The organism is Bacteroides reticulotermitis JCM 10512, assembly GCF_000517545.1.
Taxonomy (GTDB): Bacteria; Bacteroidota; Bacteroidia; order Bacteroidales; family Bacteroidaceae; genus Bacteroides; species Bacteroides reticulotermitis.
The window spans coordinates 45,163-68,189 of the sequence record NZ_BAIV01000030.1; the positions used below are offsets into that span (position 1 = coordinate 45,163).

Consider the following 23,027-nt stretch of genomic DNA (forward strand, 5'->3'; position numbering starts at 1 on the left):
GGTCCAAACCCTTTTCTAAGGAATCATCGGAACTGTACCCAGTCAACTTCAATGGGACCGCCATTGGCGAGGGTGAGGCTCAGGCTATGTATGCCCGTGGGGACATTGCGCACAGGGACTGTAACAGTACCGGTGGTTCGTACGATGATCTCGCCCACCGTTTTATCGTTCACTTTCACCAGCAACTTACCTTTCCCTTCGAGTATCCGTGCCGAAACCGAGGTCAGTCCGGCTCCGAAATCAACGTCATCGTAACGGACATAAGCATCTTTTGCATGCAGTACAGTCTTCCAGCCTGCAAAATAATCGGTCGTATCAATGTAGGCAATAGCCGCGCCCTTCTTGCTCAGTTCCGAGTAGCGGTCGAGCTGAATTTCACCGGTTGCAGGCGTAATGCCCACCCCACGTAGGTCGGTGTGACCTTACGTATGGTGCCGTCGTCATTGAAGTGGATTTTGTCTATGCGAGCGGAACGGTTCTTGTCGAACTGGGGCGAGTAATCGTTGTGGTGATAGAACAGATACCATTCGCCTTTGTATTCCACGATGGAATGGTGGTTTGTCCAGCACTTCGTGGGTGACTGATCCATAATCAGACCTTTATATTCAAATGGACCGAGCGGACTGTCGCCCATGGCATATGAGAGGTTTTCGGTCTCCCCTTCCACGGGCACCCACGTAGGTGAAGTAGTACTTTCCCTTGCGCTTGAATACGAAAGGGCCCTCTTTCAGGGATCCGTCCGGCAGGTTCCCTATCGCAACTGGTTCGGAGTCGATCTGGAGCATGTTTGGCTTAAGTCGCGCGCCATGCATTCCACGTCCCGACCAGTACAGGTAAGCCTGTCCATCGTCGTCGATAAGCGTGCAGGGATCGATGCCGTAGACACCCTTGATGGGCTCGGTCATCGGTACGAATCCCCCGTCGGGGCGGTCGGATACAGCCACCCCTATCATCATACCGAATCTGCGGGTTATTGAGTCAGGCTTTACCATGGCAGGGAAGTAGAGGTAATACATGCCGTCGCGATACGTGCAGTCGGGCGCCCACATGGAGTAGGAGTCGGCATTCACCCACGGTACCTGCTGTTGCGAGAGGATAACGCCGTGATCGGTCCAGTCGGTCAGGTTTTCGGATGAAAACACATGATAATCCTCCATGCAAAACCAGTCTTTGCGGAGATTGGGCTTGTCGGCGGGTGCCTGAATGTCATGCGAGGGATAGACATACATCTTTCCGTTGAATACTCTTGCCGTGGGGTCGGCCGTGAATTGTCCTTTGATAAAAGGATTTTGTGCAGATGCAGCAATGGTGAGCAGCATTGCAAAGGCTAATGATAAATATTTAGTGGTCATGGAAATTCCATTTAGAGTTATCACTGTTAATATCGAATGCGGCAAGTGTGGGAGTGCTGTCCCCTATGGACACCAGCGCCAGTTTTCTGTCGGTACCGGGTACCTTCTTGGGCATGATCCGGTAGGTTCCGTCCGTCAACTGATCAATTCTCCAGAGCTGTTCGGGTGCTCCGGTAAACTCGGGGATTGTCACGACTTCAGCATCCGCTGTGGCAGCCAACGCACGTTTGGTCCCTTCGATCACAATCTTATAATAAGGCGCTCCGAGATATCCACCGGCATCGGCTACGGCGGTAATGGTCCACTTCTGATGCGGACGGAACATGTAGTCGCCGATACGTACATTAATATCTCCTTTCGGCCATGTACCTATTACATCGTCCAATGTCTGCGACTTCAAAGGTTCGACGGGCTTGTCGTTTTTCTCCCAGAAGCGAGATATATTATGCTGCATGCGGACAAAGTCAACCGAAAGCTCAAGGGCGTAGCCTCTACGTTCGGACTTGATTTCATATGTACCCTCCTTAAAAGCTTCCCCGGCTACGGGCCAACCGTTTTTCCACAGGAGCGGACGTATGGCGAGCACGCTGCGGCCGCCCCGGTCGAAGTCGGCCTCGTAATGGTAGGACATCTTCTCCACTCCATCCTCCTCGATGAAGCGTCCGAAGTGTCCGGGGCCAGTCTTGCGGTCACCCGCGGCAATGACCATCTTGCCACCGCCTTCCAACATGTCCCGCCCTACATTGTCAATGTAGGGGCCGGTTACCTTTTGCGAGCGCCCTACCACGATGTTATAGGTGGAATTCGGACCGTCACAGCAAGTGCCGTGCGTGCCCAAGAGGTAATACCAGCCGTCACGATACATCAGGGTTGTGGCTTCGCAGTCTATGGCGACGTTAATCTCTTTGTTGCCTTCCACGCGCTTGCCTGTTTGGGGGTCAAGCTCCACAATCCGGATAAAACCGAAATACGTACCGTAGGATAACCACAGACGTCCATCCGTGGGGTCGAGCAGCAGCCCGGCATCAATGGCGTCGCAGTCTTCATCGTCAAGGGAGCGCGCCACTTCGATGGGTTCGCTGTAGGCGAAATCGGGGGAATTGGGATCCAGTGTTTTGTTCCACATGGTCAGTACTTTGCCCGCGTGTCCGCCGCCTAGACCGCCGCCTGTGGCGCTGTAGGCAATCAGGTAGCGGTCACCTATTTTCACAACGTCGGGGGCAGCGCCTCCTCCGGGACGCTCTGCGCCGCTGTTCCACGTCCAGCCGTCGGTTGAAATCAGTCCGCCTCCACCCGTACCGAAGGTATAGTATTTCCCCCCACACTCGGCTATGGTCGAGGGGTCGTGGATATAAGGTTCACCGGTTTGTGCGGACACTGTGCTGGATGTTCCTGCGCAGATGAGGGCCGCCACGCCCAACAGTATGGTCTTTACTTTCTTCTTCATGGTCATTGATGCGTGATGATTGTAATGTTCTTGACTGGCGTTCCGTCTTCATGGAGGAAGCGGACGCAGAAATCGCTCATGCCAGGCCCGTTGATGATGGCTCCGCGCAGGATGTTCCGGCCTTTCTTCAGCGTGAGCCGTCGTGACTGTCCGTCGTCCACTACCATGCGGCGGTCGCCGGACAGCAGTAGGACTTGCTCGCCGTTGAGCCACCAGGTGGATGCAGAGTTGGAGCCTGCCGAGAGGCGAACCTCACTGATTTCTTCGGGGCAGTCGATGATGGTGACCGCCCAAAAAAGCACACCGTATACGGGCTTTTTTAGTGCAGCGGCAAGCCGGTAGAGCTTCACGTTATAGAGCTTGCTGTCCAGTGCGTGCCACGTCAGCCGCTGCTTGCCCACTTTCACTTTCTCGCCGTCTTGGGGCAGTACAGTAAACTGGTTGTGGAAGTACAGCGTGTCGAATGCCTGACGTAGGTAGCTGTCGGTAAAGATGGTATTTGTGCGGTTAGGCTTTTCGATGGGTTCCAACAGCAGCCAGCGCCTGATGAAGCCTTTGTCGTCAGGCATAACTGCGCCTGGCGAGGCCTGGCTGAAGTAGTCGGCAAGGAACGTCGGCGTCTGTATTTTATACGCCTGCCTTGGGGGGAATCCCCCGGAAAGCGGGTTCGCACCGGTTTGCTGTGCCGCCGCGGGGAGGCACAGCATCAGTGCGAGACATGCTTCCAACCCTTTCTTTCGGTTGAATATCTTCATTTCTATGACTTTTATGCTGTTTTACTTCTTTGCGTTGAACAACAGCGGTACGAACTCCTTGAGACAGCGTCGCCAGGTGAGAAACTCGTGGGCGGTGCCGGGGCTCTCGTAGTAAATGTTGTTGATGCCGGCAGCTTTCAGCCCGTCGCTCAGCGCCTTGGTACGTTCGGGATTCTCCATGGCTCCGATGCCGAGGAAGAAGGCGTGTACCCGGTTGTTGAACGCCTTGCGGTCTTTGAATACGCCTCCGTAGGTGGTGTCGATGCTCTTCAGGTCGATGCTGCCTGCCCCGCTGAATCCGCCTATCCAGCAAACTTGTCGAGGTTGTTCAGCGTGGTGTTGAACGTCAGCAGCCCGCCCCACGAAAGCCCTGCCATAGCGCGATTCTCGCGATCGGTCAGTGTGCGGAAATTGCTTTCGATATGAGGGATGATCTCCTTCACGAGGATGTCGGGGAACTGTCCGCCGAAGCGCTCCATCGCGTTCTCACGTGTCTCACCCGGTAGGAGGTAGAACGACTCAATGTTACCGTTGTCCATGACCACGATCATCGGTTTCGCCTTTCCTTCGGCAATGAGGTTATCCATGATAAAATTCATCTTACCCTGATTCGCCCAGCTAGTCTCGTTCTCTCCCATTCCGTGTTGCAGGTAGAGAACAGGATATTTCTTTGAGGGGTTTTTGTCATATTCCGCGGGGGTATAGACGATGGCACGGCGCCACTCTTTGCGGATATTGGAGTAATACAAACTTTGGGTGATCAATCCGTGAGGTACATTCTTTATGGAATAATAGTCCACACCCTTTTCCGGAATTTCCACGCCGCTTACCCACCGGCCCATGCCGAAGAACGGCTTGCCGTCGGGATCGGCTGTGCTCACGCCGTCCACAATGATCTGGTAGTAGTGGAAGCCCTCCACTTCAGGTTCTTTGGACACGAGCGTCCAGTAACCGTCCGCTTCTTTGGTCATTTCGCCGCGGAAACTGATCTCCACCTTTTGGGCATTGGGAGCATGTACGCGGAAATACGCGCGGTTATCCTTGCCGATGCGCGGCCATTCCGCACCGTTGATGTTGTGCTCATTGCGGACAGTCCCCTCAGGGAAATTCTGTTGTTGTGCGTTCACCGTTAGCGGCAATGCCAACAGGGAAGAAAAAACAAGTTTCAATACACTTTTCATAATTTATATTATTAAAATTAAACGGATATACTTTAAAATCGAAATATCTACACCCATCCTGCGAAGGTGCGTTTGCACGCCTGTCCGGACGCGGTGTAGATACTCACTCCTATAATAACTAACCTATTGCGATCAATTTGTGCTGTTCGGTTTTATAATCGGGTTGGCGTTTCACTCTTGTGTTTATTCGCCACTCGGATTCTGTTTCAGATTAGGATTGATTGAAGTTGCAGCAAACGGGTATGCGAAATACTCATGTTTACCTTTCACGAAACCTGTCTTACCCTTATTCGGATTTGCCTTCTCCACATAAATGCGGTGCTTAGGCTCCCCCTTGGTAAAGAAAGCGTCCAGAGTAGATGGAATATCCTTGCCATTATTTACAATGCCATCCGTATCACCCCAACGTACCATATCGGGGAATCGAACTGCCTCAAGCCACATTTCATAACTCTTTTCGTTTTTCACTTCCTGCAGTGTAAGTTCGTCTGAGACATGCGCAGAACCTGCCCGTGTCTGTATCTCCTGAAGATACTGCAAACCATCGCTATCATTGGTCTGTGCACAAGCCTCTGCATACATCAAGAGAACTTCGGCATACCGGAAGATCGTGAGATTTTTGAATCCATACCAACCCTTCTCGTTATCTTCAGGCCATGCAACGAACTTGTTAGCAAAATAACCTGCGAAGCCATAAAGACCTGTTAAATCCTTAATACCAATCTTATCGGATTTCTCCAGCTCTTCGCGAGTCAAGTTCAGGCCCTTGGTGCCGTTCCATTCCATTTCATAGAGGAATTCGTCGCTGGTGAGGAATGTTGCTTTACGACGTGTTGAATAACCATCGTTTGCCAACATGCGTTCTGCAAAGTCAGCACGGATCGAGTGACCGCCCCAGCCATCGGGGCCGATAAATGAAGGCTTGGAAGCCAACTTGTCGGTACGCCAGTTCCAGAACTGAATCCACATCCAGGACGTACGCTGGATTTTGTTGCTCCAGTCACCGATTCCTGGATTTTCAAGTGCGTTGGCCTGGAAAATCATCTCCTCACAAAGATCGCCTGACGCGTGGAACAAATTTGCCCAACGTGCAGTAGGAACGAGTTCGTACTTTTTCGAAGCAATGACCTTCTTCAAATTGGTCTTCGCTCCGGGGTAGTCACCTTTGAATAGGCGAGCCTTACCGGCTACAGTAAGGGCGAAACCCTTCGTTACCTTTGAGGCACCAACTTTGTCTGATGGATTTTCACGTTCATCAAGGTCATTAGCAGCCTCCTCTGCTTCTTTGGCACACCACTCCAGCAGACCGTTGTGTCCGCCTTCGACCGCATTGTTAGCCGGTTTATCACTTGGTTTAAGAATATGATCAACCAATGGTGGACAGCCCCAACCAATAGCAAGCATCAGATGTGACCACGCACGCAGCGAACGAGCTTCGGCGCAAACTCGTTTCTTAACAGGTGTAGTGGGGCTTATATTATCCAGTACAAGGTTGGAATCGTAAATCACCCCATAGAGTCCCCAGTATGTATTCCTGATTACCTCATTTTGTGAGTCATAGCGGAATTCGTTAATCTGTGCACCGAAGTCATTGTCACCGTACATATTACCTGCTGCCAACATATCATCGCCAGCTTCGTCAAAGAGTACCGGAAGGGCTACATATACACCTTCATTACCAGCTATATTCAAACAGAATGACTGATAGAGATTGTTGAGTGCATTCTGTGCATCATCATCAGTCTTATAAAAACTATCGAACGAGATGACACCCTTCTGTTCAATATCGAGGCGATCTTCGCAAGCACTGAAAAGGAATGCAACTCCTAAAAGGGAATATATTATTTTTTTCATAATGAATTACTTTTTTTAGTTTTCAAGGAATTAGAATGCAAAGCTTGCACCGAATGTACACTTCTTCATGGTTGGGTATGTACCGATATCATATCCTCCACCACCATTTCTGGAAGTTGTTGCAGTCTCCGGATCCATACCGGGATACTTGGAGAAAGTAAAGAAGTCATCCAAAGATACGAAGACACGAAGTTCCTTCATAGCCACTTTCTTGGTGAGTGTTTTGGGTAATGTATAGCCTAACTGGATCTGTTTGATCTTGAAATAAGAACCATTGAACAGCGAAGCACTTGAGCTCCAGAAGTAACGGTCGTGAGCTACGTCAGCAACTGCCGGCATCGAAGCATTCTTATTGTTTTCGCTCCAAGCATTGTCCATGAAATACTTCAGTGAGTTACGCATTGGGGTATCTGCCCGATAAAGGATATTGAAAATCTTGTTGCCTGCTACACCTGTACCAAATACTGACAAGTCCAAACCTTTATATTCCAAGTTAATAGTCAGGCCGTAGGTAAGCTTTGGAATAGCACTGCCTATATCAGTCATATCCTGTTCGCTCAATTCTGAAGAGGAGACGATTTTACCCTCATGGTTGCGGAACTGAGCTGCACCGGTTTCCTTATTTACACCTGCATAGTCGTATGCACGGAAATACCATATTGAGTGTCCTTCTTCAAACGCGCTGTGTACCATATTATTAGTACCATCTACACCACCTGTATTGCTAATGATACGCTTGATGTCGTCGTACAGATACGTAACCTTATTCTTCAAGGTAGACAAGTTGCCGGAGATATTATACTTCAAGTCGCCAATATGATCCTTCCAAGAAGCTTCAAGCTCAAAGCCCTTGTTGTTGATTTTACCGGCGTTGACTATAGTCGAATTTGTATAAACCTCAGGAACCGGGTTGATGGATATGAGAAGGTCCTTCGTGTTCTTGTTATAATAGTCGAGACTAAGTGTCAAACGATTGTTTAAGAAACGCATGTCAAGACCGAAATCCAACTGTTCAGATGTCTCCCACTTGAGGTTTGGGTTAGCAAGGCCGGAAGGATTAGAACCATAGTGCTGAGCAGGGTTATCACCATACTGATACCAAGCGGAATTGTAACTGATTGGCGAAATGTATGGGTAGTTATTGAGCACGTTTACATTACCGTTGCGTCCCCAAGAAGCCCGAAACTTCAAGAATGAAAGAATATCGCTGCTGATGTTGTCCTTGATGAACTTTTCATTGCTGATGTTCCAACCTACGGCAACTGAAGGGAACTTACCCCAACGTTTGTCAGCAGGAAGTTTGGACGTGTCGAATGCGTCGGTACGGTAGTTGAACTGCAAACTGTAACGATTGTCGTACGTATAGAGTAAACGGCCAAAGTAGGAAAGGCTTGTAGCAACTCCTGGAAGGTTACCGATGCTTTTTGTAGTAGTCTCGGCCGAGTTTACAAAGTTGAGATACTTAAAGTTATCAGCATCACCGGTGAGAATCTTGTTGCCACCTGTACCGGTAGCCGAAGCTGAGACATTGTCCGAGCGATATTCAGTATATGACATACCGATCATGGCACCGATATTATGCTTTACGAATAATGTCTTGTTGAAGTTCGCGAAGTTTTCCCACTGATAATATTGGCTGTTGTTGGCTGCAGCTGAGATCGAATAATCATCAGCTTTCGCCTGGCCATTCATGTAGTAGGGTGCAGCATAGTCATGGCTATTGTTTTGTGCAATACGGTAAGAGAAACGGGATGTCATCACAATACCATCGATAGGAGTAAAGTCTGCGAAAGCTGTTCCGCGAACGGAGATTCCGGAATTCTTTGCATTGCGGCGGTCGCGCTGAAGTAGAGGATTACCATTGTCATCCATCTGGAACTTTGAAGTAGCATAGTACTTACCATTCGGAGCGATGAGGATGCTTGCCGGGTTCTTGGCATATTGTTCCTTCATGCTTGTTGTGAAGTCATCAACACTATCCCAATAGACCGGAGTCAGAGGATCTAGCAAAAGAGTAGGTGCCAGCATAGAACCATAGGCGCTTTGGTGGGTGATGTCGCGGGTAGCCCACTTCTCGATAGAGGTGTTTGTACCGACTTTGATCCACTTATAGAGTTTATAGTCTGCGTTGAGTTGACCGGTAAGACGGGTATACGTATCTTTCTTACCGCGTACGATACCATCATTATTAATGTAATTTACAGAAGTAAAGAAATGCCCCCTGTCATTGCCGTCCTGAAATGTGATCGAGTGCTGAGTCGCCCAGCTGCTACCGAATACTTCGTTCACCCAGTCTGTTTCTTTAGGGTTGTTGTAGTCAACGCCATAGCTCTCGCAGAGTGCCTTCATGTCATAACCGGACAATTCTTTATATTTTATCCAATCCTTTGCACCGAAAATCTCAGGCGTCTTGCCAAGGCTCTGGTTGATGGCTTTGAAAGCGTATATTATTTTCGGACGGCCGTTCGCACCGTTTCCGGTCTTTGTGGTAATGAGAACAACGCCATTACCTGCCTGAGCACCATAGATTGCAGCTGAAGCCGCATCTTTGAGAACTTCCATCGATTCAATCATTGACGGGTCAAGATATTGGATATTGTCAACTTGCAAACCGTCGACAATCAATAGAGGACCCAGTCTGTCTGAATTTGATGAATAACCACGGATGCGGATTGAAGCGCTTGAACCGGGAGCACCGGATGTGTTCAAGATTTGAATACCGGCAGCCTTACCCTGTAGCGCGGCGGCAGCATCTACTGTTGAAAGGTTCTTGATGTCGTCTCCGCTGACCGAAGCAATAGCACCTGTAAGGTCGCTTTTCTTCTGAACGCCATAACCTACAACCACCACTTCGTTCAGTTGCTTGGTGTCTTCCACCAGCGCCACGGTGATATCCTGGCGATTACCTACCGCTACTTCCTGTGTCAAGAAGCCTACACAGGAAAACTTGAGCGTGGCTTTAGGTCCGACCGAAAGCCTAAACTTCCCCTCCAAGTCAGTGATTATACCATTTGCCGTTCCTTTCTCTAAAACAGATACGCCAATCATTGGCTCTTTATTTGCATCGGTTACTATACCGGAGACGGTACGTTTCTGGGCCGACACCCAAATGCACACGAAGAGCATTGTTAGGATACAAATTACTTTTCTCATTGTGTTATTAGATTTAAAATTATCACTGGCAAATGTAACGGCTGGGGGTGTAGGCGTGGTTTAAAAATAGATATTTGTTTTCCATTATTAGATACGGATAAAGAAATATCTAATAATGGAAAAGAATACCTGAAATTGTAAATCTCTGTTATTGCGAGGTAGATAAAGGAATTACTTGATGCGGGCTACAAAATCATGCCCACTGTGACGAGTATATAACGGAAGTAGTCCAACCCTTCGGACGTTCTTGGGCTGATTCATTCGGGTGTGCATCACGCTGGAAAGCTCGTTTAGCACGGCCTAAGCGTTGGAGTTGCTCACGGTGCAAATCTTCACCAGAACCTTGCCAATGGTTTCAATTCTAACAGTTGCGGGATGACCAGCGTCGCAGCGGTAATTAGGCCTAACGAAAATGCGTCATTATAAGCCTATTGGGCTCATAATGACGCAAATGTAAGGGTTCTATCTAAGTTGGGAATAGCTCTTCCCGTTCTTATTCCACGATTTCTTTAGCTCTTTCCAGTGCTACATTGATATTCGGGCAGATATTCTCTTTGCCGATTAACTCGTAGAAGCCCGATTTCTCCAACGCCTCATTTACTTGCGGGTTAACGCCCGATAGGATAACGGTTATTTTATCCTTGTGAGACATTTCGCAGAGCGACGTTAGGTTGTGAATACCTGTCGAGTCGATGAAAGGCACTCTGCGCATGCGGATGATACGCACCTTCGGGTAATCGCCGAGTTGCGCCATCGTCTCCTCAAACTTCGTAGCCACACCGAAGAAGTACGGGCCACTGATCTCGTATACTTCCACGTCCTTGGGAATCACCAGATTTTCTTCGGGAAGCGATGAGTCTTGTTCCTCATGCAAATTGATCTCGTCCGTGATAACCGATATCTTGGTTGTCTCCATCACGCGCTTCATAAATAGAATACAGGCGATGACCAACCCGATCTCGATAGCTACCGTCAGGTCGAAGATGACAGTCAGTATAAATGTGATCAGCAACACGGTTACGTCTGCTCTCGGATTTTTCAGCAAAGCCTTAAACACGCGCCAGCCGCTCATGTTGTACGAAACAATCACCAGTACCCCCGCCAGACACGCCATGGGGATGTATTGGGCGAGCGGCATCAGGAAGAGCAGGATTAAAAGCAGCACAACCGCATGGATAATACCTGCCACCGGCGTTTTACCTCCGTTGTTGATATTCGTCATGGTACGTGCGATGGCTCCCGTAGCCGGAATACCACCGAACAACGGCGTGATGATATTAGCAGCACCCTGTGCGATCAATTCTGTGTTCGAATCGTGGCGGTCGCCTATCACACCATCGGCTACGGTGGCCGACAACAACGATTCGATAGCTCCTAAAACGGCAATGGTGATTGCCACTGGAAAGAGGTCGTTGATGGCCGCCCAGTTGAGTGGTGGAACCACTGCTTCCGGTAGTTCGGCGTTGATGGTGAATCGGTCGCCGATTGTGGGAATGCAGTCTATTCCGCCATAAAGCTTCATGAAGTACACGATAACCGTCACCAAAACAATGGCGATCAACGAACCGGGAATTTTTTTAGAGAACTTAGGCGTAATGACAATAATGAATACACTCACAATGCTCACGGCTGTATTCCACCAGTTGATGGTGCCGAAGTGTTCGAAATACATTAGCCATTTGCCGATGAAGTCGCCAGGCAGTTTCGCCCCTCCGAAAGTCAGCCCGAATATGTCGGCTATCTGCGTTGTGAAAATCGTTACGGCGATACCGCTGGTAAAGCCTACGATGATGGGATACGGAATAAATTTGATAACAGCCCCCAGCTTGAATACACCTAGCAACACCAGGAGTACGCCCGCAATAAGCGTGGCCACAATCAGCCCGGCTTCGCCATATTGCTGCACGATGCCATAAATAATAACGATAAACGCTCCGGTCGGTCCGCCGATCTGGACTTTACTTCCCCCCATCAGGGAGATGATAAATCCGGCGATTATGGCGGTAATAATACCTTTTTCAGGTGCGACGCCTGAAGCGATACCAAATGCGATGGCCAATGGAAGTGCTACAATACCGACGATAATACCTGCCATCAGGTCGGACATGAATGTTTCTTTCGAGTAGTTTTTTAGGGAAGAAACCAGTTTGGGCCTAAAATCAAATAGCTTCATAATAAATACGAGGTGTTATATCTCTATCCTGTTTCTTTGTTAGATAGGGGTTACAAAATTACATAAAATAATCGGTATAAACATGTTTTTAAACACCTTATTTGTCCGCCGGTTGTTTTGTGGCGACAAAATAGCGCTTTGTTTTAAGTCGGAATTGTTTTTTTATGAACAAAATTCGTATATTTGTGTTCAAGACAGTACTACACTTACACACTATCATCAGAGTGATCAACTATTTTAAAAATATAATAGAATTATGACTAAGAGTATTAAAGGAACTCAGACAGAGAAGAATCTGCTGACTTCATTCGCTGGAGAATCACAAGCAAGAATGCGCTACACTTACTTCGCAAGCGCAGCCAAAAAAGAAGGTTACGAACAAATTTCGCTATCTTTACCGAGACCGCCGATCAGGAGAAAGAGCACGCCAAACGCATGTTTAAGTTTCTCGAAGGAGGCATGGTAGAAATAACCGCCAGCTATCCCGCCGGCGTAATCGGAACTACACTTGAGAACCTGCGCGAAGCTGCTGCCGGTGAGCATGAAGAATGGTCCAAAGACTATCCTCACTTTGCTGATGTAGCTGAGAAAGAAGGTTTCCCGATGATTGCCGCTATGTATCGCAATATTTCGATTGCCGAAAAAGGACATGAAGAAAGATATTTGGCATTTATCAATAATATCGAGAAAATGTCCGTGTTTGCCAAAGAAGGTGAAGTGGTATGGCAATGTCGTAACTGTGGGTATATTGAAATAGGTAAGGAAGCTCCCGAAGTATGTCCGGCCTGTTTGCACCCGCAAGCCTATTTTGAAGTAAAGAAAGAAAACTTCTAAAATTGTAAATATAGCAAGTAAAAGGGAGCTGTTTGGCAACGAACAGCCCCCTTTTTTTATTTCCCTCGTTTTATGTCCTTTTGGGGTATGCGAAAGTGATTCGGATTACCCGCTGTTTGGATCGGCTTTCTTACTACTTTTACTTCGTATAACTATAGTCATACGCAAGGGACACTATAGTTATTCTTTCGTATGACTATAGTTATACGAAAGGGAGACCCTAGTTAAACGAAATAAAGATAGCCTGCGAACTACATTCCGATCGTATGCAAAGAATCTAAATGCACCCGCAAAGCCACAAACCGCCCGGCGGTTGGTCGGATCAGTCTACTTTACGCGGATAATCAAGCGTGTAGTGCAATCCCCGGCTCTCCTTACGCTCCATAGCCTGACGCGTAATGAGATACCCCACGTTAATCATGTTACGAAGTTCGCAGATCTCACGCGAAGCCTTGCTGCTCTTGAACAGTCTTTCCGTCTCTTCGTAGATAATGTCCAGGCGATTCCAGGCACGAGTCAGGCGGAGGTTGCTGCGTACAATGCCCACGTACGATTCCATAATCTGATTGACCTCCTTCATGCTCTGCGTAATCAGTACGCGCTCCTCATTCGAAATCGTACCTTCAGCATTCCATTCGGGAATATCCTCGTTGAACTCATAGCGTTCGAGTACACTCAACGCATGGTTGGCGGCAGCGTCCGCGTAAACCACCGCTTCGATCAGTGAGTTCGATGCCAAGCGGTTGCCACCGTGCAAACCGGTGCAGGAACATTCGCCCAACGCATACAGGCGACGGATGTTCGACTGTCCGTCGAGGTCTACCACGATTCCTCCGCAGAGATAGTGAGCCGCGGGAGCTACCGGAATATAGTCTTTCGTTATATCGATGCCCAGACTGAGGCATTTCTTATAGATGTTAGGGAAGTGCTTCTTCGTCTCCTCGGGATCTTTATGTGTGGCGTCGAGATAGACATGATCTTCGCCTCGAAGCTTCATCTCATTGTCGATGGCACGGGCCACGATGTCGCGCGGAGCCAGTGACAGCCGCGGATCGTACTTCTCCATAAACTCTTTGCCGTCTTGCGTGCGGAGCACAGCCCCGTATCCGCGCATGGCTTCCGTGATGAGGAAACTCGGACGGTCGCCCGGATTGAAAAGTGCCGTCGGGTGGAATTGGATGAACTCCATATCCTTCACGGCTCCTTTGGCGCGGTACACCATTGCGATACCGTCTCCCGTGGCTACCAACGGGTTGGTCGTGTTGCGGTAAACCGCTTCGCAGCCTCCGGTAGCCATCACCGTCAGTTTGGAAAGGAAGGTATCTACCTCGCCCGTCGCCTCATTCAAAACGTAGGCGCCGTAGCATTTGATGCCTGGTGTGTAACGGGTAACGATGATACCCAGATGATGTTGTGTGATTATTTCTACGGCGAAGAAATTTTCGAGTACCGTTATGTTGGGGTGTTGCTTGATGGCTTCTATCAGGCTAACCTGAATTTCGGCTCCCGTATTGTCCTTGTGGTGCAGGATGCGGAATTCGGAGTGTCCGCCCTCTTTGTGCAAGTCGAACTCGCCGTTCTCCTTTTTGTCGAACTTTACTCCCCACTTGATTAGTTCGTTGATCTGCTCGGGCGCGTTGCGTACCACCTTTTCTACGGCGTTACGATCGCTTATCCAGTCGCCGGCAATCATCGTGTCTTCAATGTGTTTATCGAAGTTATCCACCAGCGGATCAGTCACAGAGGCGATGCCTCCCTGAGCGAAAAACGTATTGGCTTCTTCTAATCCGGCTTTACAGATAAGAGCTACTTTACCTTTGTGCGCCACCTTAAGCGCAAAACTCATACCGGCTATACCGGAGCCGATGACGAGGAAATCGAATTTTCTTACCATAATCTTGTTTGTTTCACGGCGCAAAGCTACAAAATTACTCACTTCGTTGTTCTTTTCGTTGTCACTAATTCATAAAATTGCTACCTTGCGGCAAAATACAACCCTATGAATCGTATATTCCATGCCCGTATTGCCTGGTATCAATATTTCCTTTTGGCCGTGCTTACCGTCAATGCCGTGGGTGCTTTATGGTGTAAGTATATATTGCTTGGCGTCCTGATGTCGCTGATGTTGCTTGTGGTGATCGAGCAGATTATACACACCCGTTACACAGTGACTGGGGACGGAATATTGGAAATCTCTACCGGACGCTTTGCCCGTAAAAAAGTAATCCCGATCGGAGAGGTTACGGCAGTCCGGAAATACAGCTCCATGAAGTTCGGGCGATTCTCGGTGACGGACTATCTGCTGATCGAATACGGAGCGGGAAAATTCGCTTCGGTGATGCCCGCCAAGGAGCAAGAGTTTCTAGCCCTCCTCGATCGTTACTTATCGCCCGATGCGCAAGAAGCATCCGATGATCAATCCACATAAATCATGCACGCTATGAAGTACCAAATCATTATTATCGGCGGCGGACCGGCCGGGTATACGGCTGCCGAAACGGCAGGCAAAGCCGGCTACGTGTGTTATTAATCGAAAAGAACAGTCTGGGAGGCGTTTGCCTGAACGAAGGATGCATTCCTACCAAAACCCTGCTCTATTCGGCTAAACTGTACGATTCCGCCCGAACAGCTTCCAAGTACGCGGTCAACGTGTCCGAAGCCTCTTTCGATCTGCCCAAGATCATTGCCCGTAAAAATAAGGTGGTCCGCAAGCTGGTGCTGGGCATCAAGGCCAAGATGAACTCCGGCAACATAACGGTGCTGACCGGCACGGCCGAGATTGTCGACAGCCGTACGGTGCGCTGCAACGGAGAGGCCTATCAGGGAGAGAACCTGCTGGTGTGTACCGGTTCCGAAACCTTTATCCCGCCTATTCCCGGCATCGAAAGCGTACCCTATTGGACCCATCGCGAGGCATTGGACAATAAAGAATTGCCTGCGTCGCTGGTCGTTGTAGGCGGTGGGGTGATCGGGATGGAGTTCGCTTCGTTCTTCAACAGCCTGGGCGTAGAAGTTACGGTTGTCGAAATGATGGACGAGATTCTCGGGGGAATGGATAAAGAACTTTCCGGCCTGCTCCGAGCAGAATATGCCAAGCGGGGAGTTCGTTTCCTGCTGAGCACCCAAGTGACCGGTTTGGCTACTCTGCCCGACGGAGAGGGCGTGCGATACACCTACAAACCGATGCAGCCGGATGCGTCTGCGTCCGAAGAGGCCGGCACGGCTAACGTACTTTTGATGAGTGTGGGCAGGCGTCCGGTGAGCAAAGGATTCGGACTCGAAAACCTGCACCCGGCACTGACGGAACGTGGGCAGGTAAAAGTCGACGCGCATATGCAAACCTCGATACCGGGCGTATACGTCTGTGGGGATGTAACCGGGCACTCGCTGTTGGCACATACCGCCATTCGGGAAGCGGAAGTAGCCGTTCACGCTATTTTGGGTAAAGAAGACGCGATGAGTTACCGGGCTATCCCGGCGGTGGTCTATACCAATCCCGAAATTGCGGGTGTGGGCGAAACCGAAGATACGGCTTTGGCAAAAGGCTTGAAGTATCGGGTCGCGGAACTTCCGATGGCTTTCTCCGGCCGGTTTGTGGCGGAAAACGAAGGGGTGAACGGAGTGTGCAAAGTATTGCTCGACGAAGACGAACGGGTGATTGGGGCGCACGTACTGGGCAATCCCGCCTCGGAAATCATCGCCTTGGCAGCTATGGCGATCGAACTTCGGTTGACGGCCGCCGAATGGAAGAAGATTGTATGCCCGCACCCCAGTGTAGGCGAAATCTTCAAAGAAGTTATCTAAAGAACGGGGTCTTTGCACGGCTTCCGGTTTGAGGGTGCTTCTGGTGAATTAATAAAGGATAGGCTACTTCCGCCTTCCGAATTGGGCGATTCGCCGAACGCTGAGAAGTGCATCGGGAGAACTTGGTGGGAAGTAGGCAAAAAAGTATAGTAAATGAAGAGATTGTTGTTGTATGCCGTTTGTTTGGTCGGCTTGCTTCCCGTATGGGGGCAGGCAGGTTTTTCACAGATTGATTCGCTCATTCAGCGGATGCTTCCCGAAGCTTCCGAGGTCGGTATCTCGGTCTACGACCTGACCGACCGGAAGCCGCTTTACGTCTATCGGGACACCAAACTCTCCCGTCCTGCCTCTACCATGAAACTGCTGACCGCCATCACCGCTCTCTCCCGCCCCGACGGCGATGAGCCTTTCCGCACCGAGGTGTGGTACGATGGGGTGATTGAGCATGATACGCTGCAAGGCAATCTGTATGTTGTAGGTGGCTTCGATCCGGAATTTGACGACCGGGCGATGGACGCTTTGGTCGAAGAGGTGATTACGTATCCGTTTTCGGTTATCAACGGGCGTGTGTTTGGCGATGTATCGATGAAAGACTCGCTGTACTGGGGGAGCGGATGGGCGTGGGACGATACGCCGGAAGCTTATCAGCCCTATTTATCTCCGTTGATGTTTTGTCGGGGTGCGGTGGAGGTCTCTGCTTTTCCGGCTGCGAATCAAGGAGATACGGCACGCATCTCTTGCAAACCGCGATCTACCTATTATTCGGTGACCAACCGGACGAAAACCCGCACGCTGTCTGCCGGGCGATTCTCGACAACGAGGGATTGGCTGACAAATGGCAATCAATTGCTTGTACAGGGCAACGTGCAGCGGGTGAGCAAAGATTGGGTCAATGTCTACGACTCCGGTAGGTTCTTTATGCATACGTTTTTAGAGCGTTTGCAGGCAGCGGGCCTTACGGTTCCGGCTTCGTATGCTTTTGCCGAACTGCCTGCCGCCAATGCTGTGCGAATGGCCACCTGGGAGACACCGGTTCAGCAGGTATTGAACCAGCTGATGAAGGAAAGTGATAACCTGAACGGCGAAGCGATGTTGTGTCGCCTGGGTGCGCAGGCTACCGGGAAAAAACACGTAGCCGCTGAGGATGGCATTGTAGAGATTATGCAGCTTATCCGCCGGTTAGGCCATGATCAGAAAGCTTATAAAATAGCCGACGGATGCGGATTGTCGAACTACAACTACCTCTCTCCTGCCCTGCTGGTCGACTTTTTGAAGTACGCTTATTCGCAGACGGATGTTTTTCAAAAGCTGTATAAGTCGCTTCCGGTTGCCGGTATTGACGGTACCTTGAAGAATCGGATGAAGAATACTTCCGCTTACAAAAATGTGCATGCGAAAACCGGTTCGTTTACCGCAATCAATTCGCTTGCGGGCTATCTGCGCACAACGAACGGGCACGAAGTGGCTTTTGCCATCATGAATCAGAATATGTTGTCGGCTGCTCAGGCGAGGGCTTTTCAGGATAAGGTTTGTGAGGTGATTGCCGGCCAATAGTTTTTGTTTGGTGGGATGCGTCCTTTGTGGTGAATACTTGGTTGGGTGCGACCGAAAGCCCGGGGCTGTCTGTCAAATGCCCGGCTCTTTCCAACCGAATGCCCGGGGCTTTCTGCCAAATGCCCGGGGCGTTTGAATCCAAAGGTTGCTTGTCTTTCGGCAACAGTTGGAGGCTCTTCTTCACCTTAGGTGCAAATTAGTCTTCCTGCTGTCTTATTGCCATCAGATATCCAGTTGATTGTAGGATGAAGATGATTGGTTTGATAGAATCAAGATATTCGGCTACTCAAGCCAAGTACGCAATTAACCTCAACCCGCTACTCGGATTGCCTCACGCAAGTGTTCAAGTTGCTTGAAACGGGGGCTTGGCTTACTTCAAACGAGTGATCGATTCTTCCCAATACTTCTTCAAGAAAAAGGGCTTGCACCTCGCAGAACGAAGAACCAAACGATGTTTTGATTTTCTCTTTCAGCTTTCAGCTTGGGAGGTATTGCGCTGTTATCTAGTTTTTTATGCCTGAAAGCAAAGGCTGAAAAGACAATTCCCGCTTTCAGCCTTTCTTGCTTGATATAAGCCGGATTTTCTAAAGATCTATGCGGTACATGAACCCTTGTCCGCTACGGAGGTTTGACGGTTTCTGTAAGCAGGTTATCGGCTGAAAGCACTGAAGGCAATTCTGGTCATCTTTCAGGCCTTGCTTTCAGTGCGAGTCTTTGTATATCAGTTGGTTATCTATAAACTGAAAGGCTGAAACCCAAAAAGGCAACCAATTCACAGTTGAACTGGTTGCCTCTTATCATTAACTTAACGAAAATCTCTACATATGGTGAGATCAGTGGTTATTAATCGGCGTCTTCGTCTACAACGCAGCGTATGGCTTGCCCAACTTGGCGTCCAATTCTGCCATACTTTAACGTTTGGACAAAAGTACTATTGTAAAGCGCATAGGCACCTGTGTTAAAGTTCATTGGTGAAGACGTCCAGTAAGAGACTCTCTTGTTGTTTTCATTATGGATCCAAGTCCATGTTGTTTTATTATTTTCTATGTACCCTGCTGCCGGAAGATAACTTGCTTGCTACCATCTTGTGGTCGTGTTGTCGCTACCCAATGATAACCCATCACGTCCTGTCCGGAAACTCGCTTTTCAGTGCTTCCCGCATAGATTATGCCAGAATCTCCTGGAGTTCCAATAGCACTGGTGAAAATCAAGGTCCGATATTCAGCTAGCGTAGGCATACGCCATTTTTTGCCTCCGGGAGCCATTCCCTTTAGTGTCATATATCGACAGATGTCACCGAAATCACCTGCGGAGGTTTTTTTAGTTGTTATTTCGTACAAATAGGCTCGGTCTTCATCGGCGTATTCTGCCGGAGGAATGGCCTCTACAAAATCCTCAAGAGAAGCATGAGTCATCCATGTGTTGTTGTTTTTGTCTGTTACTGGCGACATCTTATATGTTTGGTTGATGATGTCAGGAGTTATAAAATACATGGTTTGTGGTGTTACATTAATATTGCATACGGCAGACATACTTCCCCATTTGAATTTAACACCTTGATACTTAGCATGTGTTGTAACTCCCACATCATCAAATGTGTACTTCTTGGTAGTCGGATCGAAATAGATATTACTACCTGCCCATTGTAATTTCTTATACCTTGGGTAGAACTCGTTCATCGGAATTCTTACAGTCACATCGTTGAAATGCGCCGGGCTATCTGTGCTTTTAAAGACAATGATCATGGTACCTCGCATAATTGATTCGGCTGGCACTGTCTGGAATTTAATTATTGTTCCGCTGTCTGGGAGCACGTTATAGTTGCTTCCTCCCGCCGCATCTTTAATTGCATCCCTACTGTCAGTTGTGATGTAATCAGTAAGGTCTTTTTGAGGTTTAGAGGCATCTTCAATCTTAACACTCCTAACCGCCCAGTTGGTGTTGCAACGAACGCGGAAACTGTATTCTTTTCCGTTCAGAAGGTGATAGGGCGCAAGTTTGTCCACAAGAAGGTGATACGTGTTTTGTCTTAATACAAGTTTTTTTGTGCGTGATCTTTCTCCTTCGGAAACCGTAAAATGCAATTCGGACCTCTTCTCTATAAAAGGGTTTGTATTGAGTTCTTCCATTAAGAGCGTACTCGGCAGAATCTCTAAGGTTTTGGTACCGTTTGAAGCAGTGTATTCAAAATCCTGGCTTGTGCCGGGTTTGTTTGGTGATGTTGGCGCATAGCGGAATCCCGGGAAGGTGATGTCTCGTGATGCGGCGGTTACTGTGAGATTTTTAGGAACCCATTTTACCTTGAACTTTTGAGCCTCCGAGCCCGTTGCCTTGTCCCAGAAAACCAATTCTGTGAGGGCTTGGTCGCTCGTATTGGTTATGTCCAACGTTAGCGGTGTTGCCTGTATCACCTTGGCTGTCAATTTTAAACGGCCGGCTTGTATGCGGATATAGGCTACTTCAGGCTGTGTCATTATATTGGCTTTCGTAATATTAAACGTTGTCTTGTACTCATTGAAGCCGTTGACAAGTGCCGGGCTATCGATATTGTCAATCTTAATATTCAGCCATATCTCATTCGCTGGGAACGGTATGGAGCAAGCTGCATCTTTAAATACTTCCAGCTTATATTTACTCTTGAAGTAGGGATAGTCTGACCGGACAATGAAATCCTTGAATGTATGCGGATCTGAGTCTACATGGATTTCTTTGTGTGACATACCTAGCACATATTGGCCGTCGAAGATACCTTCCATAACCACATTGTCATCCCATTCCACAATTTCCGCTTCAATGTTTTTGGCACGTGCGCGGTAGGCTTCGTCTTCATCGTCGAATCCTCCTTCTAAAACATCATTGATGATGATGCTGTAGCTGTGGTTCCGAACAAGGTTATAGTATTCTCTCTTACCATCGGCTTTCTTCTTGCCAAAGTCTACCCGGTAATAAGACGTTTTGCTTTCTTTGTTGTACTTTCCACCGATAACCACGCAGGTAACCTGGCCAAGATCGGGGTTGGCAGCACCTCCGGGAACTTTGGATTCGAACGTATAGATAGTGTTTAACAGCGTTTTCTTATCGGACGATTTATAGCATAGCGTGGGTGCTTTCTGGTTTACGTCCGGTGCGGGTACCCATCCGGCTTTTATAGTAGGCAGTTTCATCTTGTATTTGCCTTGGTCTGTATCTAGTTGGTTTTTGTCGGGTACCAACATGCCATCTGTGTAATATCGATAGAGATGCACTTCTTCCAGCGTGAACTTGTCGGCACTCAACGTGCTTTTTAGTTCAACGTTGATCAGGGCAAGCATACGCAGTAGCTTTAGATCGGTGATTTTCAGGTTTTCGGTCACTTCTACGTTGTCTTTCTCTCCCCACATCGGCAGGAAGTAGTCTTTGTTCGCATCGCCTTCCCACTTTTCGGTCAGCTCTTTCTTTGTGGTCAGTTCCTCTAGAACCGTGCTCATCAGTGTCTCCTTGGCAATTCCGCTCGGGTATGCTTTATCAATAATGGCGGTGGAGTTGGCCAGAACTACAAAGTGGTATTTATTGTATTTGTCTACAAATACGGTCGCTGTGAATTCTTTCTTCACATCGTCTATCTTGGTGGCTTTCGATCGGTAGGCAAACTTTTTATCATTCCCTACTATCTTAAACGCAAGCAGGTCTACTGTCTCGATCTTATTACTTTTGGTTTCGTCAACATTTTGCGCGTATGTGTAGGGAGATTGTCCGGGGGTAGTTACTGAAAAGGTAACATCTACCATACCTGCATTGCTTTTTAACTCTGAATCGGCATAGTCATCTGCGCAAGAATATAGCGCTGCCATCAGTGGAAGCAAATAATAAATTATTCTTTTCATTACTCTATAGTTTTTCGTTATTATGCTTGTGTGTGTGTGTTAAATGTCTGCGATATCTTCGTTAAGCTCCCATCCGTTGATGATGACTGTGATATCCATGTTGGTGTCGAATTTCAGTACGATGTTGTACTCGAATGTGTTTTCAAACGTGAATGAGGGGTTTTTCTCCTGCATCTTCAGTATGAGGTCAATCAGATTGGCTTCAAACGGAATCTCGCGCATCCTGCCGGCGGTAAGGCGTAAAACGGGGAATTTGCGTTCGGCGGCAAGGCGCATCACGTTCAATGTGCCCGATAGTTGGGCTTTTTCGTCTTTCACGCAATTGGTGATATAATGAATCTCTTCCGTTTCGGAAGCGAATGAATTGTCAAAGTTATAGTTACCGTTGCAATCTGAAATGGTGAATATGAACTCTTCGTTGAATGGTGGTAAGCCAGTGGTAGTCAAATTAATGGTATTGGTATTGCGCACAAGGGGCAACACAAAGTTCTGGTAAATCCTTCCCGTTACGATGGCTTCTTTTTCGTCGCTAAAGAACAGGGGATGGGGTACGGTGCTGGCTACGTTGTTCGGGTCTTTATGGAGGTATAACTCCGACTCGGGTAGCTTGGACATGTTTTCGATACAGTGGTCGTATTTGTAGCAGTCGCGTAGGTTGACCCAGGCCACAAATGTATATTCGCCCGCTTCCAGCGGAACGCTGATGAAGTATTCGGGGGTAAATTGTACGTTCTCATCGGTATACTGGCCGATAAAAGTTCCCTTTATGTCGTAGACAAAAACGTCGATACGGTCGATCTCCGATGCCTTTCCCTGTGAAGCCTCGCAGGTAAAATAAATCCGTACATTGGGTCCGCACTCAATGAAATCATTGTGGAAACAGGATGACAGCAATACAATAGAGAGCAATGCTGATAAGAATGGTATGTATGTGAATCTTTTCATCTAGGATGCTTTTAAAAGGGATAGTTTATAATCTATCATCGTTCAAAGTGAGAACGTCCGGCTGCTAGAGCTGTGCTTTTCACAGCCGGACGTGGATATATAGATAAGGATT

At 48.4% G+C, this 23,027-nt stretch carries 14 protein-coding genes and 2 pseudogenes; 4 read left to right on the forward strand and 12 right to left on the reverse strand.

Annotated elements, in window-relative coordinates; genetic code table 11:
- Nucleotides 1–23 precede the first annotated feature (23 nt).
- The 9 genes and pseudogenes from JCM10512_RS24240 to JCM10512_RS16645 form a co-directional block, all read right to left on the reverse strand.
- Nucleotides 24–401 carry a carbohydrate-binding protein gene (locus JCM10512_RS24240; RefSeq protein WP_244437258.1) on the reverse strand — a complete coding sequence of 126 codons (378 nt, stop codon included), beginning with the start codon at nt 399–401 and terminating at the stop codon, nt 24–26.
- The gene (locus tag JCM10512_RS24660) at nt 347–634 is read right to left on the reverse strand and encodes a family 43 glycosylhydrolase (RefSeq protein WP_262482616.1); all 288 of its coding nucleotides are present in this window, start codon (nt 632–634) and stop codon (nt 347–349) included. Before JCM10512_RS24660 ends, JCM10512_RS24240 begins: the two co-directional genes overlap by 55 nt.
- Nucleotides 606–1,352 carry a family 43 glycosylhydrolase gene (locus tag JCM10512_RS16615; protein WP_262482617.1) on the reverse strand — a complete coding sequence of 249 codons (747 nt, stop codon included), beginning with the start codon at nt 1,350–1,352 and terminating at the stop codon, nt 606–608. Before JCM10512_RS16615 ends, JCM10512_RS24660 begins: the two co-directional genes overlap by 29 nt.
- Nucleotides 1,342–2,799, reverse strand: coding sequence for a family 43 glycosylhydrolase (locus JCM10512_RS16620; RefSeq protein WP_044164823.1), 1,458 nt, complete (start codon nt 2,797–2,799; stop codon nt 1,342–1,344). Before JCM10512_RS16620 ends, JCM10512_RS16615 begins: the two co-directional genes overlap by 11 nt.
- 2 nt (nt 2,800–2,801) lie before the next feature.
- The gene (locus JCM10512_RS16625) at nt 2,802–3,554 is read right to left on the reverse strand and encodes a hypothetical protein (RefSeq protein ID WP_044164800.1); all 753 of its coding nucleotides are present in this window, start codon (nt 3,552–3,554) and stop codon (nt 2,802–2,804) included.
- A 21-nt stretch (nt 3,555–3,575) separates the two neighbouring features.
- Nucleotides 3,576–4,735: pseudogene (locus tag JCM10512_RS16630) on the reverse strand (alpha/beta hydrolase-fold protein).
- A gap of 183 nt (nt 4,736–4,918) precedes the next feature.
- Nucleotides 4,919–6,589, reverse strand: coding sequence for a RagB/SusD family nutrient uptake outer membrane protein (locus tag JCM10512_RS16635; RefSeq protein ID WP_044164801.1), 1,671 nt, complete (start codon nt 6,587–6,589; stop codon nt 4,919–4,921).
- A 30-nt stretch (nt 6,590–6,619) separates the two neighbouring features.
- Entirely contained in the window at nt 6,620–9,742 is a 3,123-nt protein-coding gene (locus JCM10512_RS16640; RefSeq protein ID WP_044164802.1) for a SusC/RagA family TonB-linked outer membrane protein, read from the reverse strand.
- A gap of 493 nt (nt 9,743–10,235) precedes the next feature.
- A complete protein-coding gene (locus JCM10512_RS16645; RefSeq protein ID WP_044164803.1) occupies nt 10,236–11,915 on the reverse strand; it encodes a SulP family inorganic anion transporter in 1,680 nt (559 codons plus the stop codon).
- 256 nt (nt 11,916–12,171) lie between these two features.
- On the opposite strand from JCM10512_RS16645, the pseudogene rbr reads away from it, so the two are divergent.
- Nucleotides 12,172–12,749: pseudogene (gene rbr / locus JCM10512_RS16650) on the forward strand (rubrerythrin).
- 322 nt (nt 12,750–13,071) lie between these two features.
- On the opposite strand, the gene nadB reads toward rbr, so the two are convergent.
- Nucleotides 13,072–14,643, reverse strand: coding sequence for an L-aspartate oxidase (gene nadB, locus JCM10512_RS16655; RefSeq protein WP_044164824.1), 1,572 nt, complete (start codon nt 14,641–14,643; stop codon nt 13,072–13,074).
- Nucleotides 14,644–14,748: 105 nt separating this feature from the next.
- Between nadB and JCM10512_RS16660 the strand changes: the two genes are divergently transcribed.
- The 3 genes from JCM10512_RS16660 (at nt 14,749) to dacB (ending at nt 18,107) form a co-directional block, all read left to right on the forward strand.
- On the forward strand, nt 14,749–15,177 hold the full coding sequence (locus tag JCM10512_RS16660; protein ID WP_044164804.1) for a PH domain-containing protein: 429 nt from the start codon (nt 14,749–14,751) through the stop codon (nt 15,175–15,177).
- 92 nt (nt 15,178–15,269) lie between these two features.
- Entirely contained in the window at nt 15,270–16,553 is a 1,284-nt protein-coding gene (locus JCM10512_RS16665; RefSeq protein WP_439644382.1) for a dihydrolipoyl dehydrogenase family protein, read from the forward strand.
- Nucleotides 16,554–16,706: 153 nt separating this feature from the next.
- Nucleotides 16,707–18,107, forward strand: coding sequence for a D-alanyl-D-alanine carboxypeptidase/D-alanyl-D-alanine endopeptidase (gene dacB / locus JCM10512_RS16670; RefSeq protein WP_044164806.1), 1,401 nt, complete (start codon nt 16,707–16,709; stop codon nt 18,105–18,107).
- 1,043 nt (nt 18,108–19,150) lie between these two features.
- On the opposite strand, the gene JCM10512_RS16675 is transcribed toward dacB, so the two are convergent.
- Entirely contained in the window at nt 19,151–21,970 is a 2,820-nt protein-coding gene (locus tag JCM10512_RS16675) for a DUF4906 domain-containing protein (RefSeq protein WP_044164807.1), read from the reverse strand.
- Nucleotides 21,971–22,009: 39 nt separating this feature from the next.
- Nucleotides 22,010–22,915: a FimB/Mfa2 family fimbrial subunit gene (locus JCM10512_RS16680; RefSeq protein ID WP_081741415.1), complete on the reverse strand. Its 906-nt coding sequence runs from the start codon at nt 22,913–22,915 to the stop codon at nt 22,010–22,012.
- Between the last annotated feature and the right edge of the window lie 112 nt (nt 22,916–23,027).